Consider the following 23,192-nt stretch of genomic DNA (forward strand, 5'->3'; position numbering starts at 1 on the left):
TTCTTATTCGCAAGTCTTATTTATGTTTTTTGTTGTCGAAACAGCATCTTAAGCATGTAACAGCATTTATAACATTTCTGTTATTTGGTTTGTGAAAGTGTAGGGGGCTTATCTAAAGGTAAATGAGCCCGGATTTCTTGCGAATAGTGTGCATCTGGCATTGCTCCGTCCGGCCGCTGAATACGGCTAAGGCGTTTGAGGGTGGGAAAATCATACTGTGTGTTCAGCAGCCCCAGATCATATGCCAAAGAGGCCGTGTAGCCGCTTAGCAAAACGCGCCAATCCAGCCGATAATGCAGTTGAGCGCCAGCGCGGGAGAGAATTTCTGTTGTGCAGTTATCTGCGAGCGTATTGTACCAGCGCGGGTGAGTATGCAGAAAATGAATTTCTGAAAGGTAGCTTTTAAATAGGCGTTCACGTGTTTGCGGTGCAATAAAAAGCCGATAAAGGTAAACGCGTTCTTTGCGGATATCTGTCCGAACACCAATTAAATCCTGTTCATCTGCGGTAACATAAAACATTTCATAATGATGGAAAAAGCCAGCAATCGCTGAATACGGAAAGCGCTTTTGCCTGCGCGTTTCAATAGATATGGCTAGGTGGCGCCCATCTTTGAATCCAAAGGTAAGAAAAACATGTGCAATACTTTCTCCAGCCCAATAAGATGTAATCATATCTACGGATGAAAGGTCATCCAGATTATATGTGGCATCATAATAGTGTGGTGTATAATCTGTTTCTGTTTTGTATTTAAAATTGCGTATATTTTGAATATGCACCGTCCGACCAGTCAAAACGGCATCTGCTGGCAAGGCATACTCTCCAGCCCAATCACGATGATTGCGCGGTGGATCCGTTAAATACCATATTATAAAAACAGCACATAAAACTGGAATGGTGGTGCGGCTAAGCCGGGCTGGGGCAAAAAAGAACATCCCCAAAATAAGCAACGGAAAAATAATACTCAGGCCTAAACGCAGCATATCTGGCGTTAAGGTGGAATAATAAAACGCAGCCGCAGAATAAAGGCTGAATAAGAAAGCACCAGCAGCTTTTACCCAGAAAACCCAGCCATGTGTGGAAGAATTATGCTGGAACTTGCTCATGGATGCACCGGGGGTGTTGTTGGCTGATATTCACCGCCAATACGTGTGATATTTTGTTTGCTCATATCCCCTGTTTCTGAAACTCCCGGTGTAAGGTGGGCGAGATGTTCCAGCAAAATACGGCGCACCTCTGCAATAGTGATCGGGTTGGATTGCGTGGAATGGCCAGAATGCCGCACAACCAGTTCAGAATCAGCATAAGGTATGTGCGCACTTCGGTATTTTACCACGCCATCATCTGCAGTTGCTAATGGGCCATCCCCTAGAACGGGAATAATAGAGTGCGTACGCACTTCTGGCACAACCGGTATGGATGCTAGAGAGCGGATAAAGGCACTATGGGGTGTCATGCCATATACACTGCCCATACGCCATGGGCTCATGTTGACACGTATTGAACCAGATTCTCCAATGACAACTTGCTGCATCACTTCAGTTAGGCTGACAGGAAATGTCACCATACGGCCGACAAGGTGCGCTAAAGAAAGTGCCGCCAGATAACTTCCATGTTGTGGTGTAGAGATAAACACAACCTGTTGCACCTCAGGCAACGGTTTTGGAAACAGAGTTTCTTGCAAAAAGCTATGAGCTTTTGGGGTAAGATGTAAACTGTTGAAAGGGTGGTGTGTCAGACCATTCCAGAGTTTATCTTTAGGGTCTATCACCTGCATTTTTGCCAAAAGCCCACCTTGGCTATGGCCAATAAGCACCATATGCCCAAGTGCAGGATCTGCTTGCGTGCCACCATTGTTTTGAATAGCGGATTCCAAGGCTTCACGGAGTTGAAAAGCCGAGTATGGGATGGGATTTCCCGTAGCGTAAGAAAAAAACCAAAATTCAAAATGGGCGCGAATTTGAGGATCTTCCAGAAGATCGTTCACCATATCTGCCCATCGCCCTGGGCTGGATGCTGTGCCGTGAACAAGCACAACGGGAATACACCCGTAGCGGTGCGGTTCTATGGCAATAAGTTGAGGTTTACGGCCATTATCAAAAAAACGACCATCCAGAAAACCTTTGTATTCGCTAGACCAATCTACAGCATTGCTGAGGCTAAGTGCGCGTGAGGCTGTTTGATCGTACTGTAGAGGTATAGGTGTATTGTTGGCTGTGAGAATGTGCCCACGGTCATCTAAAGCTGTAAGGGTTAGATGGCCGGTAATATGATCGGAGAGAACTTGTCTGCGTGGGTCTGGTATTTCCATAAACAGGCTGACAGGAATGCGTAGTTTATCTGTAACTGTAAAAGAGGATGGTGCACGGCCACTTACATGTGGAATGGCTGCAAGAGGTTCGCCCAGCCCCATGTGGCTGTAAATGTTTTTAACGCCTTTTACAGTAAGGCGCGCAGTGGGGCGGAAATCAGTAAGCTCATAGCCATGCCATATATGTTCTGATGGCTCAGATGAAAGATCCAGATCGCCAAATGGCAGCACCCAGTGTTGAGAGTTGACATTTGCAGGAGAACCTAAAGCCTCTGTCAGGCTGAGCATATAAATATCACATGCTTGCCGAAAATGTGGATCATATGGGTCTGGATGTTCAGTCGTTTTATCGGCAGGATTGAGATAGGCATATGCATACATGGCAGCCGCCATGAAATCTGTGCGGGATTTATGTTTTTTGCCCCGTAGGTAGCTGAGTTCTGCCAACGCAAAAAGTTGGTCATTCAGATCTGGAGTGTAAAATTGGTCTTGCGTGCTTTTACGCAGGATTTCAATGGCGGCAATTGGGTGTGCCTGCCATATGCCCAGCAAATTTTGGCGTTCCAGCACAATACGGGTGGTGTTGCTTAGGATTGCTCCGTTAAGAGCGGTATGAGTGCGATCTTGATAAGCCTCTGTCAGGCTAAGTTGCTTAACAGAAACAGGAGGGGTGCATCCTGTAAGGGCCAGAAAAGCAGCAATGTAGCAAGTCTTGCGATTCAATTTATTGATAAATCTTATAGAAAAAACAGACATTATGCTTTCCGGAAGAACACACTCAAGCGTTAAAATATGCGGCGGAACTTACGATGTTCACGACAATGTGGCAAACAGTAATGAAAGAATGAGACTTATCTAAAATCTTGGAAGAAATTATGCCCAATCTACCAGTAGTACGCGTTATCTTGGTAGGAAGTTTGATACCTGATGATGTACGTAAAGGTTACATACCAGAGCAAAACAAAATAATAAAATTTCTATTTTCTAAAATAATCCAAGAAGAATTTTTGGAACAACATAATATTTCGCGCATTTTTTGTGCATCTGATATTTTTATAGATTCAGATCGTCTTCTTTTAGGGCAAAATATTGTTTTGGAGCCGAAGCTAAGGAATAGAAATTACGGAGCTTTGGCAGGGCGGAATTTGAAAGGTTTATCGGTAGAAGAGCAGGAGCAATTTATGAATCCTGCGCACTCTCCAGTTGGTGGAGAAAGCATGTATGCATTTCATGCTAGGTTAAAAGCATGGCTGGATGGTCTTTTTGATAACGCCAAAAATCAAGAGACATTCTTGATAATAGCTTCTCCTATCATCATACGTGCATTAAGCGCATGTATTATAGCAGATGGTATAAAAAATTCTTTTCATATTCTAAATAAATTAGATGTCTATCCAGAAAGTTGGAGTGTTTTTTCGGGAAGATCTGGGAATTGGCGCATTCTCACACTTTCCGCACCTTTTTAAGGCATTAAAGTTAAAGTGTTGCAAAGAGTCGTAAAAATTTTGTTTAGTAAGAATAATCATTCACGATATGGTGACATTTTGTGATCTATTATATAAATATATACTTACGTAACCGACATAAAAGCTCACATATATCAAAAATAAATACTTAATATCAATAGGTTGTCTTGCATTTATGGAAGGCAAAATAGGATATTTTCTTGGTTGGGAGATATGTTTTTTATATGACAACCATCGGTTTCATATATTGGACATTTGTCTGATTGAGGGTTTTAGCTAAAAGCCGTTTTTTTGAGGCTATTCCGATAGGAGTGATTAAACCATGACATATACAGTCGGCATGTATCTTGCTGAGCGTCTTTCTCAGATCGGATTAAAGCACCACTTTGCCGTAGCCGGAGATTTTAATCTGGTTCTTCTGGACCAGTTACTGGCAAATAAGGAAATGGAACAGGTTTACTGCTGTAATGAGCTGAATTGTGGTTTTAGTGCAGAAGGCTATGCACGTGCTCATGGCGCAGCAGCGGCTGTGGTTACCTTTAGTGTGGGGGCCATTTCTGCCATGAACGCTATTGCTGGCGCTTATGCAGAAAACCTGCCTGTTATTTTAATTTCTGGTTCACCTAATAGCAATGATTACGGAACAGGCCATATTCTGCATCATACGCTGGGCACGAACGATTATACCTACCAATTGGAAATGATGCGGCATGTGACATGCGCGTCAGAAAGCATTACAGATGCAGCGTCTGCTCCAGCCAAAATTGATCATGTAATTCGCACAGCCCTGCGTGAACGCAAGCCGGCATATGTTGAAATTGCCTGTAACGTATCTGATGCAGAATGTGTTCGCCCTGGTCCGGTCTCGTCCTTGCTGGCAGAATTGCGGGTAGATGATGTCAGTCTAAAAGCGGCCGTTGAAGCCTCTGTCGCTCTGCTGGAAAAATCTCAGCGTGTTACCATGATTGTAGGTAGCAAAGTGCGTGCGGCACACGCACAAACACAAACAGAACATCTGGCTGATAAGCTAGGGTGTGCTGTTACGATTATGGCGGCAGCAAAAAGCTTTTTTCCGGAAGATCACAAAGGTTTCCGTGGTCTTTATTGGGGAGATGTTTCTTCTCCTGGCGCGCAGGAGTTGGTTGAAAAGTCTGACGCCCTTATTTGTGTGGCCCCCGTCTTTAATGACTATTCTACAGTGGGTTGGACCGCATGGCCCAAGGGTGACAATGTTTTGTTGGCAGAACCTAACCGTGTCACTGTGGGCGGCAAGACATACGAAGGTTTCACGTTGCGTGAATTCCTTGAAGAGCTGGCAAAAAAAGCTCCTAGCCGTCCGTTAACGGCGCAGGAAAGTAAAAAACATACACCTGTTATTGAGGCATCTAAGGCAGATGCGCGTCTGACAAATGATGAAATGACTCGTCAGATCAACGCCATGCTGACATCAGATACTACCTTGGTTGCTGAAACAGGGGATTCTTGGTTCAACGCCACACGTATGGATTTACCGCGCGGTGCACGTGTTGAGCTGGAAATGCAGTGGGGGCATATTGGTTGGTCTGTACCCTCTGCTTTCGGGAACGCCATGGGTTCTCAAGAGCGCCAGCATATTCTTATGGTAGGTGATGGCTCGTTCCAGCTTACTGCGCAGGAAATGGCGCAGATGGTGCGTTATAAGCTGCCAGTTATTATCTTCCTCGTGAATAATCGTGGCTATGTTATTGAAATTGCTATTCACGATGGCCCTTACAATTACATCAAGAACTGGGATTACGCAGGCTTGATGGAAGTGTTCAATGCGGAAGATGGTCATGGTCTGGGCCTAAAAGCCACCACAGCAGGTGAACTGGCAGAGGCTATCAAAAAAGCTAAAGCAAACCATGAAGGGCCCACCATTATTGAATGTCAGATTGAACGTTCTGATTGCACCAAAACGTTGGTGGAATGGGGCAAAAAGGTTGCAGCAGCTAACTCCAGAAAACCACAGGTATCCTGAAAGTCTGATATTTAAAATCTAGTGTGTTGCAGAATACCTCCTTCCAAATTGTGGAAGGGGGTATTTTTATATTCTTTTATGATTGATGATGATAGCAGATACACCCCAGCACGTCATGAATATGGCAATAATCACGCAACCTAAAATGCTAAAGTTTTCGTTTAAAGTTTCACTCCAGCTCCATAAAGCATATTCAGGGCCGAGATGGTTCCGTATAAGTTCAAGTGCTTCAATGGCGCTTATGAGCAGAGCAATGACGATAGAAACGACAGTAAGCGTCATATTATAATAAAATTTTCGAATGGGTTCTACAAAAGCCCAACCATAAGCACGAAGCATTAAAACGCCATCTAGTGTATCTACAAGAGACATGCCCGCAGTAAAGAGCGCAGGAAAGATCAAGATAGAGCAGAGCGTCATGCCATGGGATGCTTGGGTGGCCGATAAGCTGAGTAATCCAACTTCTGTTGCGGTATCAAACCCCAAGCCAAATAGGAAACCAAGTGGGTACATATGCCAAGTTTTACGAATAAGACCGAATAATGGTTTAAGAAAACGAGTGAGTGGCCCTCCTTTATTAAGAAAAATATGGATATCTTCTTGGTGAGATATGTTGCCAGATTTGGCACAACAAAAGTTTTGATAAAGATTATAAAAAATCATAATATTCATGATGGCAACAAATATTAGAAAAACAATAGAAGTCATTGGTCCGATAATTGCACCAAATTTTTGAATAACATGAAGCTTTTGTGTAAAAGTTGTCGCTGTGGCAGCAACTAAGATGGATGCTATAACCACTACACTGGAATGACCCAGGGAAAAGAAAAGCCCTACAGAAAGGGGTTGTTTGCCTTCCTGCATCAATTTGCGTGTTATATTATCAATAGCAGCAATATGATCAGCATCTACAGCATGACGCAGGCCCAGACTATATGCAACAAACGCCATACTTAATAAGCTTGGAGAATAGCGGAAAGCAATGAAGGCCCAAAGCCAAGTTGCGATGTTAAAACCACCCAATATGGCAAACAGTCCTATCGCTTTCCATGTTACATTTTCTGCAATGGCATTGAAGTTATAACAAAGTATTCTTCTCATGTGTAACCTAAGGGGTATGGGAAGTTCGATATTTTCTGAAAACAGCTTTCGTTCAATAATTACGGTATATTTTATAATTTATAACCTTATTTCTTATACGCAAATATGCGTATATCCCACCCTTATTGACGGAAGCATAATACCGTATCTATTTAAAAATAGTTCTTACAGGAATTGGATACAATTAAGTGCCTCTTCTGCAACGTGCTTACGGTCGTTTTGGGTTGGAAGTCCGAAATGATCGTTCTCAGACCCAATGTTACGGGTTAGAGCAGGAGGGATGCTGCCGCTTGTTATTTCCTCGTGTTGCAGGCCAACAGATGGAAGTTGTCACGGTAAATATTTCAGGTGGTATAGCGGCAGGAGACCGTATTGAGGGAGATTTGAGGTGTAACCCGCACACAAATCTTCTTGTCACATCTCAAGCGGCTGAACGTATTTATCGAGCGCGTTCGAATGATCCGGCAGCCCAAATAAATGTTTCCTGCCATATCGCGGAAGATGCATGTTTGGAATGGTTGCCGCACGGCACGATTTTTTTTGATGGTAGCCGTTTACAGCGCAAAATGACTGTAGAGATGGCGGATAATGCGCGATTTCTGTTTCTTGAAAGCCGTTTTTTTGGTCGCGTTGCTTCGGGTGAATGTGTTGAGCAACTGCATGTCAGAGATGGTCTCTCCGTTCGGCGGGGTGGGCGGCGCATTTTGGAAGATACCCTGAAACTGGAAAGTGATTCTGTAAATGTTCTTTTGAAGAATCCTGCTGTGGCAGCCGGGTATCGTGCCGTTACAACGCTTGTTTTAGTTGCATCCGATGTATCCAGTCGCCTTGAACCGTTACGTAATGTGTTAGCAGCAGAAGAATGCAAAGGGTTCGCGGCCTCAGCATGGAACGGCATGCTGATTGTGCGTGGCATGGCGCAGGATAATTGGCAGTTAGAGGTTATATTGCAACGTATTTTACCAATCTTGCGGGATGGACAATCTATGCCAACCACCTGGCGTTCATGAAGTGGAAAAGTAGAGAAAACATAAGCTATGAAACTGACACCCCGAGAAAAAGATAAATTGCTTATTGCCATGGCAGCAATGGTGGCGCGGCGCAGATTGGAGCGTGGGGTGCGTTTAAATTACCCCGAAGCTGTAGCTCTTATAACAGATCATGTGGTGGAAGGTGCGCGGGATGGTCAGAGTGTTTCAGCGCTTATGGCAAGTGGTGGCCGTGTGTTAACGCGTGATCAGGTTATGGTTGGCGTGCCAGAAATGATTCACGACGTGCAAGTGGAAGCAACCTTTCCTGACGGAACAAAATTGGTGACGGTTCATGCCCCGATACGTTGATGCTTTGCCTGCAGATGCCTTGCCAGGAGAAATTCTGGTTGCAGAAGGTGATATTGTTCTGAATGAGGGGCAGCCCCAACGCAAGTTGATGGTTTCCAATACAGGAGATCGCCCCATACAGGTGGGAAGCCATTATCATTTTTATGAAGTAAATCCTGCTTTGCTGTTTGAGCGCGAACAAGCCAAAGGTTGGCGGCTAAACGTACCTTCTGGCGGCGCCATTCGCTTTGAGCCGGGCCAGATACGAGAAGTAACACTGGTTCCATTACGCGGCTTGCGACAAGTGTTTGGCTTTCGAGGGGACGTGATGGGAGGTATAGATAAATGACGCGTCTTTCCCGTTACGAATATGCAGGCCAGTTTGGCCCCACTACAGGGGATCGTGTTCGGCTGGCAGATACAGCTTTGCTTGTGGAAGTAGAAAAAGATTTTACAATTTATGGAGAAGAAGCGCGGTTTGGTGGTGGAAAAACTATTCGTGATGGTATGGGACAATCACAATTGTCTCGCGCACAAGGTGCAGCAGATACGGTTATCACAAACGCGCTAATTGTTGATCATTGGGGTATTGTGAAGGCAGACGTTGCCTTGCGAGATGGACGTATTGCAGCAATTGGTAAGGCAGGAAATCCAGATATTCAGCCGGGCGTAGATATTATTATTGGTCCGGGCACAGAAATAATTGCAGCAGAGGGTAAAATACTGACTGCTGGTGGAATTGATAGTCATATCCACTACATTTGCCCACAACAAATAGAAGAGGCTTTATCTTCTGGCATAACGACTATGCTGGGAGGAGGCACCGGGCCAGCCACAGGTACAGCGGCTACAACATGCACACCGGGGCCTTGGCATTTGGCGCGTATGCTGCAGGCTGCAGATGCGTTTCCGGTTAATCTGGCTTTTGCAGGTAAGGGTAATGCATCACGCCCAGAAGCCTTGGAGGAAATGGTAAGGGCAGGGGCGTGTTGTCTGAAATTGCACGAGGATTGGGGATCAACGCCAGCGGCTATTGATTGTTGCTTGAGCGTGGCTGACCGCATGGACGTTCAGGTGATGATCCATACAGACACGCTGAATGAAAGCGGGTTTGTGGAAGATACAATTGCCGCATTTAAAGGGCGAACCATTCATGCTTTTCATACAGAAGGTGCAGGTGGGGGGCATGCGCCAGATATTATACGTGTAGCTGGTTTGCCGAATGTTTTACCATCTTCTACCAATCCAACGCGTCCATACACAGTCAACACGCTGGATGAGCATTTGGATATGCTGATGGTATGCCATCATCTTGATCCGCAAATTCCAGAAGACATTGCTTTTGCGGAAAGTCGCATTCGGCGTGAGACCATTGCAGCTGAAGATATCTTTCAAGATATGGGCGTGCTTTCCATGATGTCGTCCGACAGTCAGGCCATGGGGCGTGTGGGGGAAGTGCCGTTAAGAACATGGCAAACAGCGCATAAAATGAAGTTACAGCGTGGTGCGCTGCTCGGAGATAGTGTGGCAGATAACAACCGGGTTAAACGCTATATTGCCAAATACACCATAAACCCGGCCATTGCGCATGGTTTGGCGCATGAGGTTGGATCTATTGCTGTTGGAAAATTGGCAGATCTTGTTTTGTGGGAACCTGCTTTTTTTGGTGTAAAGCCAGAAATGGTGATTAAAGGTGGTGCGATTGTTTATGCAATGATGGGTGACCCCAACGCTTCTATCCCTACGCCGCAACCCGTTCATGGCCGTATGATGTTTGGCGGATACGGTAGCGCGCTGACACATACAAGCCTTACATTTGTTTCTCACGCTGCACTGGAAGATGATTTAGGACATAAACTTAAGCTGCAACGTAAACTTTCCGCAGTGTCCAATACACGGGAAGGTATCGGTAAACGCAGCATGATTCATAATGATGCCATGCCACATATCGAAGTAGACCCCGAAACATATGAAGTGCGCGCCGATGGTGTGTTGCTGACATGCGAACCCGCAGAAGTTCTTCCTATGGCGCAAAGGTATTTTCTGTTCTGATGCAACGCATAATCGAAATTCTTCCAGCAGGAAGTTGGCCAGAAACAACAGCAACCGAAATTTTTGCGGCTGATTATGAGGGACGCCATCGCCGCCGTATGGTTGTTTGCCTGCAATCTGGAGAAAAAATCCTTCTTGATCTGGAACATGCACGTTTGTTGCGGGCTGGTGATGGCCTGAAACTGCAGGATGGGCGCATTATTCTGGTAAAATCACTTCCGGAAGAGCTTATGGAAGTCACGGCAACAAACGGCTTACATTTGTTACGTTTGGCATGGCATATAGGAAACCGGCATCTTCCTGCAACTATTGAGGAACATCGTATTCTTATACGGCGTGATCATGTCATTGCAGATATGATTCGTGGCCTTGGTGGCCATGTGCATATGGTCATGGCTGCATTTGATCCCGAAAGTGGTGCGTATGCAGGGCGTATAGGTGCACATCAGCATGAAAACGGACATACCCACCACTCCCATGATTAATGAAGAGAGCGTGGAAGGTAAGGATTTTTTGCGTCTTCTTTCATGGGTTTCACCAGCATTTCCAACAGGAGCCTATGCTTATAGTCATGGCTTGGAATGGGCTGTGGAGAATGGTGATGTGCATAATGTCGCATCGTTATGCCAATGGATAGAAGCTCTTCTTCATTACGGAAGTTTGCAAAATGATCTGATAATTTTGCAGGCCGCTTGGGATGCCGCATATAATCAAACACAGTTATATGAGGTTGCTGAGTTTGCCTGTGCCTGTGCTTCATCGCGTGAGCGTTATGAAGAAACAGTGTATCAAGGAGAGGCTTTTCAGAAAGCCGCTGCAGTCTGGAATGTTGTTCCACAAGATATTATTCCGTCTCATGTCCGTTGGCCCTTACCAGTCGCGCAAGGCGTTGTGTTTCGATATGGCGGCGTATCACGCCAGCAAGCAGCTTTGGCGGGTGGGTATGCTGCTATTGCTGCGTTAGTTTCTGCCGCTGTGCGTTTGGTGCCTTTAGGGCAAACAGATGGACTGCGGGCATTGGCTGGTTTGGAAGATACGTTGCAGAAAGCTCATCAGAAAACCCAAAACCTCACACTCGAAGATATTGGTGGAGCATGCTTTTGTGCAGATCTTGCTGCCATGCACCATGAAACCCAGGTTACAAGGCTATTCAGAACATGACAGACATAAAATATGGCCCGCTACGTGTAGGTATTGGTGGCCCAGTAGGAACGGGTAAAACAGCATTAATGGATGCATTATGCCGCCGGTTTAGAGATGTATATAATATTGCGGCCATAACAAACGATATTTACACGCGTGAAGATGCTGAGTTTCTGACCAGAGCGGGTTCTTTGCCATCAGAACGTATTATGGGGATAGAAACAGGGGGGTGCCCGCACACAGCAATACGAGAAGATGCAAGTATTAATCTTGCTGGTATTGCTGAATTATCAGAACGCTTTGAAAAGCTTGATCTCATTTTGGTGGAAAGTGGTGGAGATAATCTGGCGGCAACTTTTAGCCCAGAATTGGCTGATTTAACCATTTATGTCATTGATGTTTCTGCTGGAGATAAAATTCCTCGTAAAGGTGGTCCGGGTATTACGCGTAGCGATCTATTGGTCATTAATAAAATTGATCTCGCACCATATGTAGGGGCAGATTTAGGCGTTATGGATCGGGATAGCCGCAAAATGCGTGGTCAACGGCCTTTTGTTTTTACAAATATTCGAGCAGGTGAAGGTGTGGAAGATATTGCTCAGTTTATTATTGAACGTGGAGCACTCTAGAAAAGAAAATAACATTCTTAATTTAATATACCTATGAGTTATCATTTTATATAGATTTTACAGTGTTTCTCATAGGTATTGTGATTTCATTGCAGAAAATATTAAATAAAATCGTATCTCCTGTAACCAATATATATCATTTTTGTAGATTCATATTTGGATTTTCTCTTTCTAATCCGATCTAGGTAATTTCACCCATACCCCCAAAAAGATTCGTTATCGTAATGTAACGACATGGCCATTTGGCAATTATGGCTACAGGGGAGAAGGTCATGGTCGCGTTGCTATCGCGGTTTTCATTAAGTCGTAAAACAAAATTGTTTCAGTATGGAACAACAATTCTGTCTCTTTGTGCCGTGGTCAGCGCAGCATTGCCGCAATCATCCCATGCGGCGGCAACTTTTAACTTTGGTAAGGATCAGTTTTTTACCTTGGGTGTTGGTGTGCGTGGGCAGTACCTATCTAATGATCCTAACGCCACCCCGGCACATTCCGGAGCTGCCAGTGCTAATGATTTACGTATTTATATGGGCGCACAGTTCCATAAGTATGTAAAAAGCACGCTTAATCTTGAGCGTTTGCGAGATGGCAACTGGAACGTTTTGGACGGTATTCTTCAGGTTGAACCCTGGAAGTTCTTTAATGTTTGGATGGGTCGGATGTTGACCCCAAGTGATCGATCCAACCTAGATGGCCCATATTTCCTGAGCACTTATGCTTTTCCCTTTGTTTCACAATATCCAGGGGCATGGTCCGGCCGTGATGATGGTATTACAGTGTGGGGCAAGCTGGTGAAAGACCATTTCCGGTATATGGCAGGTGTGTACCGAGGCCACAACTGGGTACAAGGGGGCTCAAACTATGGTGAGCATCCTTTGTTTGCTGCACGGTTGGAATATAACTTTCTGGATCCAGAACCATCACCAGCTTATTATACCGCCAGCACTTATTACGGCAAAGCCGATATTCTCGCTATTGGTTTGGCGGGTCAGTACGAAACTGATGGCGTTGGCACAGCGCAGGATAAAGGTGATTACAAGGCATGGAATATTGACGGTCTTTTTGAAAAAAAGATCGGGAAAAATGCAAAGCATGGTGTGTATACGCTAGAAGGTGCTTATTATCAGTATTATACTGGTGGCGTGCAGGATATTGCTTCTGGCTATCGCCAAAGAGCGGCAGAATACGGGAATGTTGGTGGAATTAGTGATGGCACGGCTTTTCTTGCCAGTACAGCTTACCTTATTCCGTACACATTGGGCTGGGGGCGTTTGCAGCCGCTCGTAAGGTATCAGGAATTCCGCTTCAAAAAAGATTTGTATGGATCAGGGCATCCTAAAACGACACAGTTTGATGCTGGTGCAAACTATGTATTAGATGGTCATAATCTACGGTTTACGTTGGACTATGTGAGGTATCACGAAGCCAAAACAAAAGCCTCGAATGCCTTTCTGTTAGGTATGCAGCTTCAATACTAAAATCATATCTGTATAACTTATCATTTTCTGAAAAATTGGGTGTTTAAGGGATGCCAGGAGATAACAAAATGCAGATCATGATGTGCCGAGGTCTGAAGGGAACATTTGCAGTATTCTGTGGTCTTTTTGCCGGGGCTGCATACGCAGATTCAAATATTCAGAGCCTTGATTGCCGACATCTTTTTGCGGAAGAGGTTAGGGTTTCAGACCAGGTATCCGCGCTAAAGAAGAAAAAGGCTGCTGCAGAAAAGAAAGGTACTGATACGGATAACAGCGGATTTTACGTCAAACTAGATCCTATTCCGGGTATTGGTGTGATGAATGGCATGACACTGACGCCAGAAGGTAAGCCTTTAAAGGAAGATATTTCTGATGAACGTATAAATAAGCTGGAATTACAGCTTGCAGATATCAGAAAGGCGCAGGAACACAAAGTGTGCCCGGCGATGACGCTGCCAGACGCAGATGATGAACGCTTGTTGGATGAACAGGCACGATAGGCTTCTACATTAAAAAAACCTGAGGATCCTGCTTATTGTTCCTGCAGGATCCTGGATGCAGTTGCGGCCGCAGCAGAACGGGTGCTTAAACCTGTTTTATTATAAATCTGTTCAATATGTTTATCTATAGTTCTGGGGCTTACCAGCAAAATATCTGCAATATCACGGCTTGTTTTGCCACGAGAAATCCATAGCAGTACTTCTGCTTCCCGGGCGCTTATATTGAGTGCTTCCTGCAAGGTTTTTTCCGGCAAAAGCGCACGAGAAGAAATTCGGAACAACAGTTCATCTGTAGATGAAACACCAACAAAGGTGATCAGAACTTCATTTTCTCCTACCTGCTTTTGGTCAATCACCTGCCCAGGTGGTGGAAGCGTGGAAAAGCGTCTTAGGATGGTAGGTAAATCAAGCTCATCTTTATCTAAAAGATCTGCCGCTTGGGGTGTGCGCCATAATAGAGCGCCTGCTGAAGTTGCTGCGAACAGAAAGCGACCAGCACTATCCAGTGCAGTTTGAGCGGTTCGAATACGAGCTGCTGCTTCTATATGCACGCTGATACGCGCGAGAGTTTCTTCTAGTCTTAAAGGCTTTGTAACGTAATCAACTGCTCCAGCTTCAAAAGCCCGAAGCACGTGTTCTGTTTCTGTTAAGCCCGTCATGAATATTAGTGGGATAGATGAAAGGCGATAGTCCTGATGCAGTGTTTCGCATACTTCCCACCCTGTCATGCCGGGCATAAGGGCATCCACAAGGATAAGATCAGGCACTGTGCGTGCCACAACTTCTAGGGCAGAAGTTCCAGATTGTGCCAAAAGTACAGAATACCCATTATCAGAGAGTGTTTCATCCATCATGCCCAGAACAGATGGATCATCATCAACGATTAGAATGGTGCGACGTTGGGTGGATGAGATTTTCATGCCTCGTCCTGCTCCAGTTGGATGCGGAGAGCTTCCAGTTGATAGGTGGCAGCCATTTTTGCCAGTGGGGCAATAATATCCCGTAACATAGGTTTTTCTGATTGCAGAGAGGCTAATCTTTCGCGCAACTGTTTCAGGTTGCCTCCATTCAAAGCGGCTAGCAAATAAAGACGTTCTTTTTCTGGTAAATGGCCAGCAGGTTCCTGAAATTCAGCTTGTTCTGTTTGGGTGGTTATCTCAGAATCTGGAAAGATCCATGATAAAGAAAGAATCTTTCCGACTTCCTGAATAAGGATTGAAAGATTAACCGGTTTTCCAATAACAGGACAATCCTCCAAGGACGCCACATGCCGGTTGGCACTTTCTACAAGGTTGCCAGTTAGAAACATGATCGGAATATGGGTTGAAGAAGTTTGTCGAATACGCAACGCAAGTTCGCGCCCATCCATTTCAGGCATAGTCAGGTCAAGCAACAATAAATCTGGGCATGCAAGATCAAGACAGTCTAGACATTCCCGTCCATTTTCAAAATCTCGTACATTGAAGCCGCAGCGCTCAAGCAGTTCTCGCATAATCTGGCGGTGGCTGGAGCTATCATCGACAATACCGATTGTACGTTTTGGCCCGTCATATCCAATGGGAAAAGCCGGTAGGGTAGGTGAAAGTTGAATATCTTTATCTGGCAGCATAAGGCGTAATTTAAAGCAGGACCCTTTGCCCATTGTGCTGGTAAAGGTTAATTCTCCCCCCATCACTTCTGTTAAAAGTTTAGTGATAGTCAGCCCAAGCCCAGTGCCGGGAATATTGGCTGTTGCGGCAGCCCGTTCAAAAGGATCAAAAATACGTTCTTGATCTTCTATGGCAATTCCGGGCCCTGTATCTTCTACGGTAAATTCAGCAATTTGTGCATGCCAGCGGGCAGAAAAAGTAACAGAACCCTGTTGTGTATATTTAATTGCATTTGAAAGCAGGTTGAGCAGAACTTGCCTGAGGCGATGCTCATCACATGTTACAACAGATGGTAAAAACTGGGGCTTCCAGTAAAATTTTAGCCCTTTTGCCTGTGCTTGTGGGCGCATCATCTGAGCGACAGATTCTAAAAAAGTTGCAAGCGGGATTGTGTCGGAATGTAATTCAATGCGTCCTGCTTCAATCCGCGAAATATCCAGCAGGCCGGAAAGAATGCTTGTGATATGGTCACCACTTTCCCGCATAATACTAAGTGTTTTCTGCCGTTCTGGGGGCATGCGTGCATCATGCTGTAAAAGCTGAATATACCCCATGATTGCATTTAAAGGAGAGCGGATTTCGTGGCTGATACCGCTAATGTAGCGCGTTTTTGCCAAGCTGGCAGCTTCTGCTTTTTCACGTGCATTTTGTAATGCCTGATCCATGCGCATACGTGCACGTATCTCGTTCATCAACAGGCGTGTTTGATGTAGTGTTTCCCGTGTTGCCGTTTTACGGCCTTCCTGCGCCATGACTAAAAGCCATGCGCCTATAACGCAGGCCAGAAACACAATGAGCAACGTGCCATCAAACGGCAGCCCCGTTTTGTGCGCAAGAAACCCAAGCACAAAAATAATACAGATAAGAAGGCATACAAACCGCCCACCGGGAGAAACAAGAATACGCCTAAGTTTAGAAGGTAAGGTACGCAATGGGGCAGTGAGTTGGTATGAAAGGTGGGTTGCAATAGGTTTGCAACGATCATGACATCGTCCGTCAAGTGAGCAGCATAGGGAACAAATGGTACCCCCATATGCAGGGCAGGATGTCATGTCTTCGGCTTCAAACTCATGCTCACAGATCACGCAGCGCATAACCGGCTGGGTATTCCATTCTGCGGGCTGTTTGCGTGCCGTGTAAGTGTGCCCATGGGTGAGATAAGCCAGAAGAGGCGTTGTGCTACAGGCAACAAAGAGTGTTAGAAATGGAGCAAAAGCAGCGGCATGCACGCCTAGTAAACCAGACATGGCAAGGGTGCCAATTCCTGCTCCTAAAGCCCAAGCACCAATGCCAACAATGTTGAGATCAGGCAGCAGTGAGCGCTTAAATTCTATTTCTGATGGGCAAAGCTTTAAAGGTTTGCAAATGGTCACATCCCCAAGGATAACACCAATCCATGCGCATGCCAGAACGGCATAAAAGATAATGCCTGTCTGGATTGTGTTTACCAATCCAGCTTCCATAAGAATCAGGGCAATGGTAATATTAAAAAGAACGTAAAAGACCCGCCCAGGATGAGAATGTGTAAGTCGGGAGAAAAAGTTCGACCAAGCGAGGGATCCTGCATACGCATTTGTAATATTGATTTTGATTTGAGACACAGCCACCAAAGCAATTGTAAGAGCTGTAGCAAGCGCTGGGGACGTAAAACTGCTCCATGCTAAATGATACATCAAGCCAGGTTGTGTGGCCTGCAAAGGTGCAAAACCTGCGCGTAAAGCAACCCATCCAAGAAAAGATCCGGCAAGAAGCTTGGCTGCATCCAGAACAATCCAAGCTGGGCCACCTAAAATCAGAGCACTCCACCATTGCCGTTTGTTCTGTGCCGTAAGTGGGGGAAGAAAGCGCAGGAAATCAATCTGTTCTGCACTTTGGCAAACAAGAACGATCATAACAGAAGCTGCACTGCCAATAGCGAGAGTATCAATTCCTGATGTGTGTTGCACCAGCCCAGAAAAATGTGTCCACTCAGCTAACCAAACTGGGTGTTGTATAATAAGTATGGATAACGGTAGAAGATTAAGAAAAAACCAGATAGGAAATGTAATAATCTGAAATTTTGTAATAAATGTTATGCCTCGCGCAACCAGCGGAATGATAACTACCGCACATGCAAGATAGGCAAGCCATAACGGAATATTGAGAAGAATGTGTAAGGTACCCGCCAGAATGGCGGCTTCTAAGCCGAAAAAGATAAATGTAAAACTGGCGTAAATTAACGATGTAACAGTTGATCCAATATAACCAAAGCCTGTTCCGCGCGTTAAAAGGTCTACATCTAAACCAGCCTTTGCTGCCGTCGCACATAACGGTAGGGTGATGCAAAAAATAAGAACCGTTACAAATGCAATGGCAATAGCTGTATTGGTGAAGCCAAAAGCGAGTGTAAGCGTGCCCCCGATAGCTTCTAATGCCAGAAATGAGATAGACCCCAAGGCAGTAAAAGCTGCGCGCATGGGGGTGGCGGTTCGGGCGCTTCGGGCTGTAAAGCGCAGTGCATAATCTTCAAAAGTCTGGTCTGCTGCCCAGCGATTATATGCCCTGCGAGTACGCACGATACGCAGGTGGCTGGCATCATGAGGCAAAAGCGGATTCCTGATCTTCTGGATATCTTGTTATAGTATCGTAACATAGGGCCGTATGGGGCTATACGCAATCATGCGTATAGGAAAATACACCATGATGCGCTGACGTAGGATCTAGCAGCAACTGGAGTGCTTTCTTATGTCCGACATCTTGCCAAAACTTTCCCGTCGTGCGTTTGGGCGCCTAGCCCTAGCATCATCAGTTGCAGCCATAGGCGCAGCGTATCGGCCAGGCCAGGCCTTGGCAGCAGCTCCTACCGGGCAACCCATCAAAGTGGGTATTTTGCATTCCCTTTCCGGGACAATGGCTATTAGTGAAACAACACTAAAAGATGTCATGCTCATGCTGATTGCGGAGCAAAACCGCAAAGGTGGCTTGCTGGGGCGTCCTTTGGAGCCAGTGATAGTAGATCCGGCATCAAACTGGCCTCTATTTGCTGAAAAGGCCCGTCAGCTTCTTTCTGTTGATAAAGTGGATGCAGTGTTTGGGTGCTGGACCAGTGTTTCCCGTAAATCTGTGTTGCCGGTGTTTGAAGAACTCAACGGTATTCTGTTCTATCCGGTGCAGTATGAAGGGCAGGAATGTAGCCGTAATATTTTCTACACAGGTGCAGCGCCTAATCAGCAGGCTATTCCGGCGGTAGATTATCTGTTGAGCGAAGAGGGCGGCAACGCCAAACGTTTTGCTTTAGTTGGCACAGATTACGTTTACCCTCGGACCACAAACCAGATTCTGGCCAATTATCTGAAGTCCAAAGGCATTAAGGACGAAGATATTATGGTGAATTATACACCATTCGGACAATCTGATTGGCAGACCATTGTTTCGCAAATTAAGGCGTTTGGGGCGGCGGGCAAAAAAACTGCTGTTGTGTCCACTATCAATGGTGATGCCAACGTTCCTTTTTATAAGGAGCTTGGTAACCAAGGTGTGTCTGCCACAGATATTCCGGTAATGGCATTTAGCGTAGGTGAGGAAGAGCTGGCAGGTATGGACACAGCCTCATTGGTTGGGCAACTTGCTGCATGGAACTATTTTGAAAGCATTGATACGCCAGAAAATAAGTTATTCATCAAGCAATGGCATGAATTTACAAAAAATCCAAAACGCACAACAAATGATCCAATGGAAGCCCATTATATTGGCTTTAATATGTGGGTGCAGGCTGTAACTAAAGCAGGCACTACAGATCATGATAAAGTTATAGATACCATGATAGGTATCCGCCAACCTAATCTTACGGGTGGTGTAGCGCAAATGCTACCTAATCATCATCTCACAAAACCTGTATATATTGGTGAAATTCAGGAAGATGGTCAGTTCAGTGTTGTTTGGAAAACACCCAGCACAATAGCTGGGCAGGCTTGGTCACCGTGGGTGCCAGAAACTAAAAATCTGATCGGAGACTGGAGCAAGCCAATTTCGTGTGGGAATTATAATACAGCCACTAAAACGTGTATTGGTAAAAAGCATGCGTAGGTTCAGCCAGTTTCTGTGGGCTGGTGTTGTCTGTTTGCTGCTTGCATTTTCAGGAATGCGAGTGGCAGCAGCAGACGAATTTTCAGGTTTGGAAAGTGGCCAGTTTAATACCATAGCCGATACGGTTTCGGCTTTGGTGGCTTCTGGCAATCCGCAAGCTGGAGCGGTTATAGATGCCTTGGAAAAACGGCATCTAGTTTATTCTCCTGCGGGTGGAATTTTTATTCGGGCTGGCACAACCTATGTTGATGCCCGAACTGGTCAGTCTGTACAAAATATACCAGCCGATCTTAAACCTGTGCGGATGAATAATCATGTCCGCCAGGTTTTGGCGAGCGCAACTGCAGAACTGGAATTGCTTTCTCCAGAAGATGCGGTGCGTTTAAAAGCTGCAACTCAAATGTATGCGCAGCATAATCCTGCCATGCTGCCGGTTATTCATCATGCTCTGGAGCGTGAAAAGAACAGTCATGTTCGGTTGAAACTTGAACAGGCAAATGCAGCAACAATGCTGGCACAACCCGTGCAACCGGGACAGGAGGCCACGCGTTTGGCCGCTGTAAAAACGCTTGGTTCAGCAGGAGATCTGGAAGCACGCGGCTTACTTGCTGTTGTAGCTGCATCTGATCATGAAACAGCGGAAGTGCGAAAGGCAGCGGCAAAAACTGTTTCCAGCATAGATTTAAAACAACGTGTATGGAGCGTATTGCAAAATGCCTTTTATGGGCTGAGCTATGGGTCTGTATTGCTTCTGGCTGCAACAGGGCTTGCCATTACATTTGGTGTTATGGGTGTGATCAACATGGCTCATGGTGAGCTGATGATGATTGGCGCCTATACAACATGGCTGGTGCAGCAAGGTATTCGGGCAACCGTTCCGTGGCTAGAGCCTGTTTCCCTTTTAGTGGCAATTCCTGTTGCGTTTTTTGTGTGTGGTTTTCTGGGTATTCTTATCGAACGCGGTCTGATCCGCTTTTTGTATGGCAGACCGCTGGAAACTCTGTTGGCAACGTGGGGGCTTTCTCTCATTCTTCAGCAGGCTATCCGGTCTATTTTCGGGCCTACCAATATCGCGGTTGTAACACCTGCGTGGCTTTCTGGATCATGGATGCTTGGGAGTGTGGATATTACCTTAAACAGATTGGCAATTTTTGTTTTTGCCTTTTTGGTTCTGGGCGCGCTTATGCTGGTTATGCGTAAAACATCACTTGGTTTGGAAATGCGTGCCGTTACACAAAACCGCCGTATGGCGGCGTTGATGGGGATACGTACACCGCGTGTAGATGCGCTGGCTTTTGGGCTGGGGGCCGGGCTGGCTGGGTTAGCCGGGGTAGCTGTAAGCCAGATTGATAATGTGAGCCCTAATTTGGGGCAATCCTACATTATCGATAGCTTTATGGTGGTGGTATTTGGTGGTGTTGGTAACCTGTGGGGCACATTAGCTGCGGCCATGACGCTTGGTATGGGCGGAAAAATACTGGAACCCACTATTGGGGCTGTATCAGCTAAAATTGCCATTCTTGTACTGGTTATTCTCTATATTCAGCGGCATCCGAGAGGTATGTTCCCTGTGCGTGGTCGGGGGGTAGAGTCATGAACGTGCTGTCCCCTTCAACCACAAAGCCTTTCCCCGGCGCCATACGTATGGCTGCAGTGGCATTTGCGGTTACGATTGTGTTGGCGGGTGCAAGTTTGCTTCCAGAAGCAAATCCACTCCATGTTTCAGCCTTTGTTGTTTCATTGGCAGGCAAGTATCTGGCATATGCTATTCTTGCTTTATCTGTTGATCTTGTATGGGGTTTTGCAGGTATTCTGACATTGGGGCATGCAGCATTTTTTGCATTGGGTGGCTATGCCATGGGCATGTACCTCATGCGGGAAATTGGTGCCCGTGGCGTTTATGGCAATCCCAATTTGCCAGATTTTATGATCTTTTTATCATGGAAGTCACTTCCATGGTACTGGTGGGGGAGTGATCATTTTGCATGGGCGATGTTACTGGTACTGATAGTGCCGGGTATTCTGGCTGGTGTGTTTGGCTGGTTAGCCTTTCGCTCTCGTGTTTCGGGTGTTTATCTTTCCATTATCACGCAGGCTCTGACATATGCTTTGATGTTGGCATTTTTTCAGAATGGCTTAGGCTTTGGCGGCAATAATGGCCTAACAGACTTTAAGGATATTTTAGGGGCTGATTTGCATTCACCTCTTACACGGGCAGTACTTTTAGTGGTTACTGGGGCTGTGTTGGCAGGGTGTTTGTTGCTCTCTCGGTGGCTTGTATCGGGCAGATTTGGTTATTTGCTGGTGGCTGTAAGAGATGCAGAAAGCCGCACGCGCTTTTTAGGATACCGTCCAGAGCAGGCCAAGCTGCTGATATGGGTTTTTTCGGCCATGGTAGCTGGCATTGGTGGCGCTCTTTATGTAACGCAGGTGGGTATTATCAACCCCGGTGAGTTTGCTCCTGCTAATTCTATTGAGTCTGTTATCTGGGTTGCCGTGGGTGGGCGTGGTACGTTGTCCGGGTCTGTGCTTGGGGCCGTATTGGTAAATTGCGGTAAAACACTTTTTACCGCATGGTTGCCAGAGTTTTGGCTTTATGGGCTTGGTTTGCTCTTTCTTGTTACCACCCTTTTTCTTCCTCAGGGCCTTATGGGGTTGCGGCATCATTTTGCCAAAAAGCAGCCAGAGGAAGTTACGCCTGAAGTCTCTAACCCGGAAGGAGAAGAGGCATGAGTGAAGCACCTTTGCTGGAAATGCGTGATGTTAGCGTAACTTTTGATGGTTTCCGGGCTATCAATGGATTGAACCTTACGCTGCACCCAGGGGAAATGCGGGCAATTATTGGCCCAAATGGTGCAGGTAAAACGACGATGATGGATATCATCACAGGAAAGACGCGCCCAGATACAGGCACAGTTCGGTTTTGTGGAGATGATTTGACCAAGCTGGATGAACCAGCAATCGCTCGGTTGGGAATTGGCCGCAAATTTCAAAAACCAACAGTGTTCGAAGCGTTAACTGTGCAAGAAAACCTATTGCTTTCTTTGAGTGGTATTCGTGCACCATTTTCTGTTTTGCTTGCGCGGTTTTCAGGTAAAGAGCAGGAGCGCATAGACCAGATTCTGGAAACTACCCGTTTGAAAGATCATGCTGCTCGGCAGGCTGGCGGGATGAGCCACGGGCAGAAGCAGTGGCTGGAAATAGGCATGCTGTTAGGGCAGGAGCCAGATTTGCTTTTGGTGGATGAACCCGTAGCGGGCATGACAGATGCAGAAACCATGGCAACCGCAGAGTTGCTCCGAGAGATCAATCAGACGCGTAGTGTGGTGGTTGTAGAACATGACATGGATTTTGTGCGTGCATTAGGGGTGACAGTAACGGTGTTGCATGAAGGATCTGTTCTGGCGGAAGGTAATTTGGAAGATGTCAGTCATGATCCAAGAGTTATCGAGGTTTATCTTGGACGCTAAAATGCTGAAC

At 45.9% G+C, this 23,192-nt stretch carries 20 protein-coding genes; 15 read left to right on the forward strand and 5 right to left on the reverse strand.

Translation table 11 applies throughout. From position 1 onward, the window contains the following. Positions 1-80: 80 nt before the first annotated feature. Both ACP7IZ_RS08915 and ACP7IZ_RS08920 read right to left on the reverse strand, forming a co-directional pair. Positions 81-1,106, reverse strand: coding sequence for a DUF4105 domain-containing protein (locus tag ACP7IZ_RS08915; RefSeq protein ID WP_426848782.1), 1,026 nt, complete (start codon positions 1,104-1,106; stop codon positions 81-83). After that, positions 1,103-3,067 (reverse strand): esterase/lipase family protein, encoded by a 1,965-nt coding sequence (locus ACP7IZ_RS08920; RefSeq protein WP_426848783.1) that lies wholly within the window; start codon positions 3,065-3,067, stop codon positions 1,103-1,105. Before ACP7IZ_RS08920 ends, ACP7IZ_RS08915 begins: the two co-directional genes overlap by 4 nt. A 116-nt stretch (positions 3,068-3,183) precedes the next feature. On the opposite strand from ACP7IZ_RS08920, the gene ACP7IZ_RS08925 reads away from it, so the two are divergent. Next, complete coding sequence (locus tag ACP7IZ_RS08925; protein WP_426848897.1) at positions 3,184-3,777, forward strand: histidine phosphatase family protein; 594 nt, start codon at positions 3,184-3,186, stop codon at positions 3,775-3,777. A gap of 322 nt (positions 3,778-4,099) precedes the next feature. Further along, positions 4,100-5,776, forward strand: coding sequence for an alpha-keto acid decarboxylase family protein (locus ACP7IZ_RS08930; RefSeq protein ID WP_426848784.1), 1,677 nt, complete (start codon positions 4,100-4,102; stop codon positions 5,774-5,776). A gap of 66 nt (positions 5,777-5,842) precedes the next feature. Here ACP7IZ_RS08930 and ACP7IZ_RS08935 read toward each other — a convergent pair whose 3' ends face one another. Then, positions 5,843-6,877, reverse strand: coding sequence for a HoxN/HupN/NixA family nickel/cobalt transporter (locus ACP7IZ_RS08935; protein WP_426848785.1), 1,035 nt, complete (start codon positions 6,875-6,877; stop codon positions 5,843-5,845). A 188-nt stretch (positions 6,878-7,065) separates the two neighbouring features. Between ACP7IZ_RS08935 and ACP7IZ_RS08940 the strand changes: the two genes are divergently transcribed. The 9 genes from ACP7IZ_RS08940 (at position 7,066) to ACP7IZ_RS08980 (ending at position 13,998) form a co-directional block, all read left to right on the forward strand. Next, a complete protein-coding gene (locus ACP7IZ_RS08940; RefSeq protein ID WP_426848786.1) occupies positions 7,066-7,887 on the forward strand; it encodes an urease accessory protein UreD in 822 nt (273 codons plus the stop codon). A gap of 27 nt (positions 7,888-7,914) precedes the next feature. Further along, positions 7,915-8,217, forward strand: a complete 303-nt coding sequence (locus ACP7IZ_RS08945; RefSeq protein ID WP_426848787.1) for an urease subunit gamma — start codon at positions 7,915-7,917, stop codon at positions 8,215-8,217. Then, positions 8,201-8,545, forward strand: a complete 345-nt coding sequence (locus ACP7IZ_RS08950; RefSeq protein WP_426848788.1) for an urease subunit beta — start codon at positions 8,201-8,203, stop codon at positions 8,543-8,545. The genes ACP7IZ_RS08945 and ACP7IZ_RS08950 overlap by 17 nt, the downstream gene beginning before the upstream one ends. Continuing rightward, on the forward strand, positions 8,542-10,248 hold the full coding sequence (gene ureC, locus ACP7IZ_RS08955; RefSeq protein ID WP_426848789.1) for an urease subunit alpha: 1,707 nt from the start codon (positions 8,542-8,544) through the stop codon (positions 10,246-10,248). Before ACP7IZ_RS08950 ends, ureC begins: the two co-directional genes overlap by 4 nt. Beyond that, positions 10,248-10,733 carry an urease accessory protein UreE gene (locus ACP7IZ_RS08960; RefSeq protein ID WP_426848790.1) on the forward strand — a complete coding sequence of 162 codons (486 nt, stop codon included), beginning with the start codon at positions 10,248-10,250 and terminating at the stop codon, positions 10,731-10,733. The genes ureC and ACP7IZ_RS08960 overlap by 1 nt, the downstream gene beginning before the upstream one ends. A gap of 10 nt (positions 10,734-10,743) precedes the next feature. Continuing rightward, on the forward strand, positions 10,744-11,409 hold the full coding sequence (locus tag ACP7IZ_RS08965; RefSeq protein ID WP_426848898.1) for an urease accessory protein UreF: 666 nt from the start codon (positions 10,744-10,746) through the stop codon (positions 11,407-11,409). Further along, the gene (ureG, locus tag ACP7IZ_RS08970) at positions 11,406-12,020 is read left to right on the forward strand and encodes an urease accessory protein UreG (protein WP_426848791.1); all 615 of its coding nucleotides are present in this window, start codon (positions 11,406-11,408) and stop codon (positions 12,018-12,020) included. The genes ACP7IZ_RS08965 and ureG overlap by 4 nt, the downstream gene beginning before the upstream one ends. A gap of 527 nt (positions 12,021-12,547) precedes the next feature. After that, the gene (locus tag ACP7IZ_RS08975; RefSeq protein ID WP_193561118.1) at positions 12,548-13,498 is read left to right on the forward strand and encodes a porin; all 951 of its coding nucleotides are present in this window, start codon (positions 12,548-12,550) and stop codon (positions 13,496-13,498) included. 50 nt (positions 13,499-13,548) lie between these two features. Continuing rightward, positions 13,549-13,998: a hypothetical protein gene (locus ACP7IZ_RS08980; RefSeq protein ID WP_426848792.1), complete on the forward strand. Its 450-nt coding sequence runs from the start codon at positions 13,549-13,551 to the stop codon at positions 13,996-13,998. A gap of 32 nt (positions 13,999-14,030) precedes the next feature. Here ACP7IZ_RS08980 and ACP7IZ_RS08985 read toward each other — a convergent pair whose 3' ends face one another. Together ACP7IZ_RS08985 and ACP7IZ_RS08990 are read right to left on the reverse strand one after the other, a co-directional pair. Beyond that, a complete protein-coding gene (locus tag ACP7IZ_RS08985) occupies positions 14,031-14,918 on the reverse strand; it encodes a response regulator (RefSeq protein WP_426848793.1) in 888 nt (295 codons plus the stop codon). Next, positions 14,915-18,232: a hybrid sensor histidine kinase/response regulator gene (locus tag ACP7IZ_RS08990; protein ID WP_426848795.1), complete on the reverse strand. Its 3,318-nt coding sequence runs from the start codon at positions 18,230-18,232 to the stop codon at positions 14,915-14,917. Before ACP7IZ_RS08990 ends, ACP7IZ_RS08985 begins: the two co-directional genes overlap by 4 nt. Before the next feature lie 139 nt (positions 18,233-18,371). On the opposite strand from ACP7IZ_RS08990, the gene urtA reads away from it, so the two are divergent. From urtA to urtD, 4 genes are read left to right on the forward strand one after another with little or no spacing between them, the layout of a single operon-like run. After that, complete coding sequence (urtA, locus tag ACP7IZ_RS08995) at positions 18,372-19,712, forward strand: urea ABC transporter substrate-binding protein (protein WP_426848796.1); 1,341 nt, start codon at positions 18,372-18,374, stop codon at positions 19,710-19,712. Further along, on the forward strand, positions 19,705-21,309 hold the full coding sequence (gene urtB, locus ACP7IZ_RS09000) for an urea ABC transporter permease subunit UrtB (RefSeq protein ID WP_426848797.1): 1,605 nt from the start codon (positions 19,705-19,707) through the stop codon (positions 21,307-21,309). Before urtA ends, urtB begins: the two co-directional genes overlap by 8 nt. Then, a complete protein-coding gene (gene urtC, locus ACP7IZ_RS09005) occupies positions 21,306-22,445 on the forward strand; it encodes an urea ABC transporter permease subunit UrtC (RefSeq protein WP_426848799.1) in 1,140 nt (379 codons plus the stop codon). The genes urtB and urtC overlap by 4 nt, the downstream gene beginning before the upstream one ends. Then, a complete protein-coding gene (urtD, locus tag ACP7IZ_RS09010) occupies positions 22,442-23,182 on the forward strand; it encodes an urea ABC transporter ATP-binding protein UrtD (protein ID WP_426848800.1) in 741 nt (246 codons plus the stop codon). Before urtC ends, urtD begins: the two co-directional genes overlap by 4 nt. Positions 23,183-23,192 lie beyond the last annotated feature (10 nt).

The sequence above is a fragment of the Acetobacter sp. AAB5 genome (assembly GCF_050106715.1).
In the GTDB taxonomy this organism is placed as follows: Bacteria; Pseudomonadota; Alphaproteobacteria; order Acetobacterales; family Acetobacteraceae; genus Acetobacter; species Acetobacter oryzifermentans.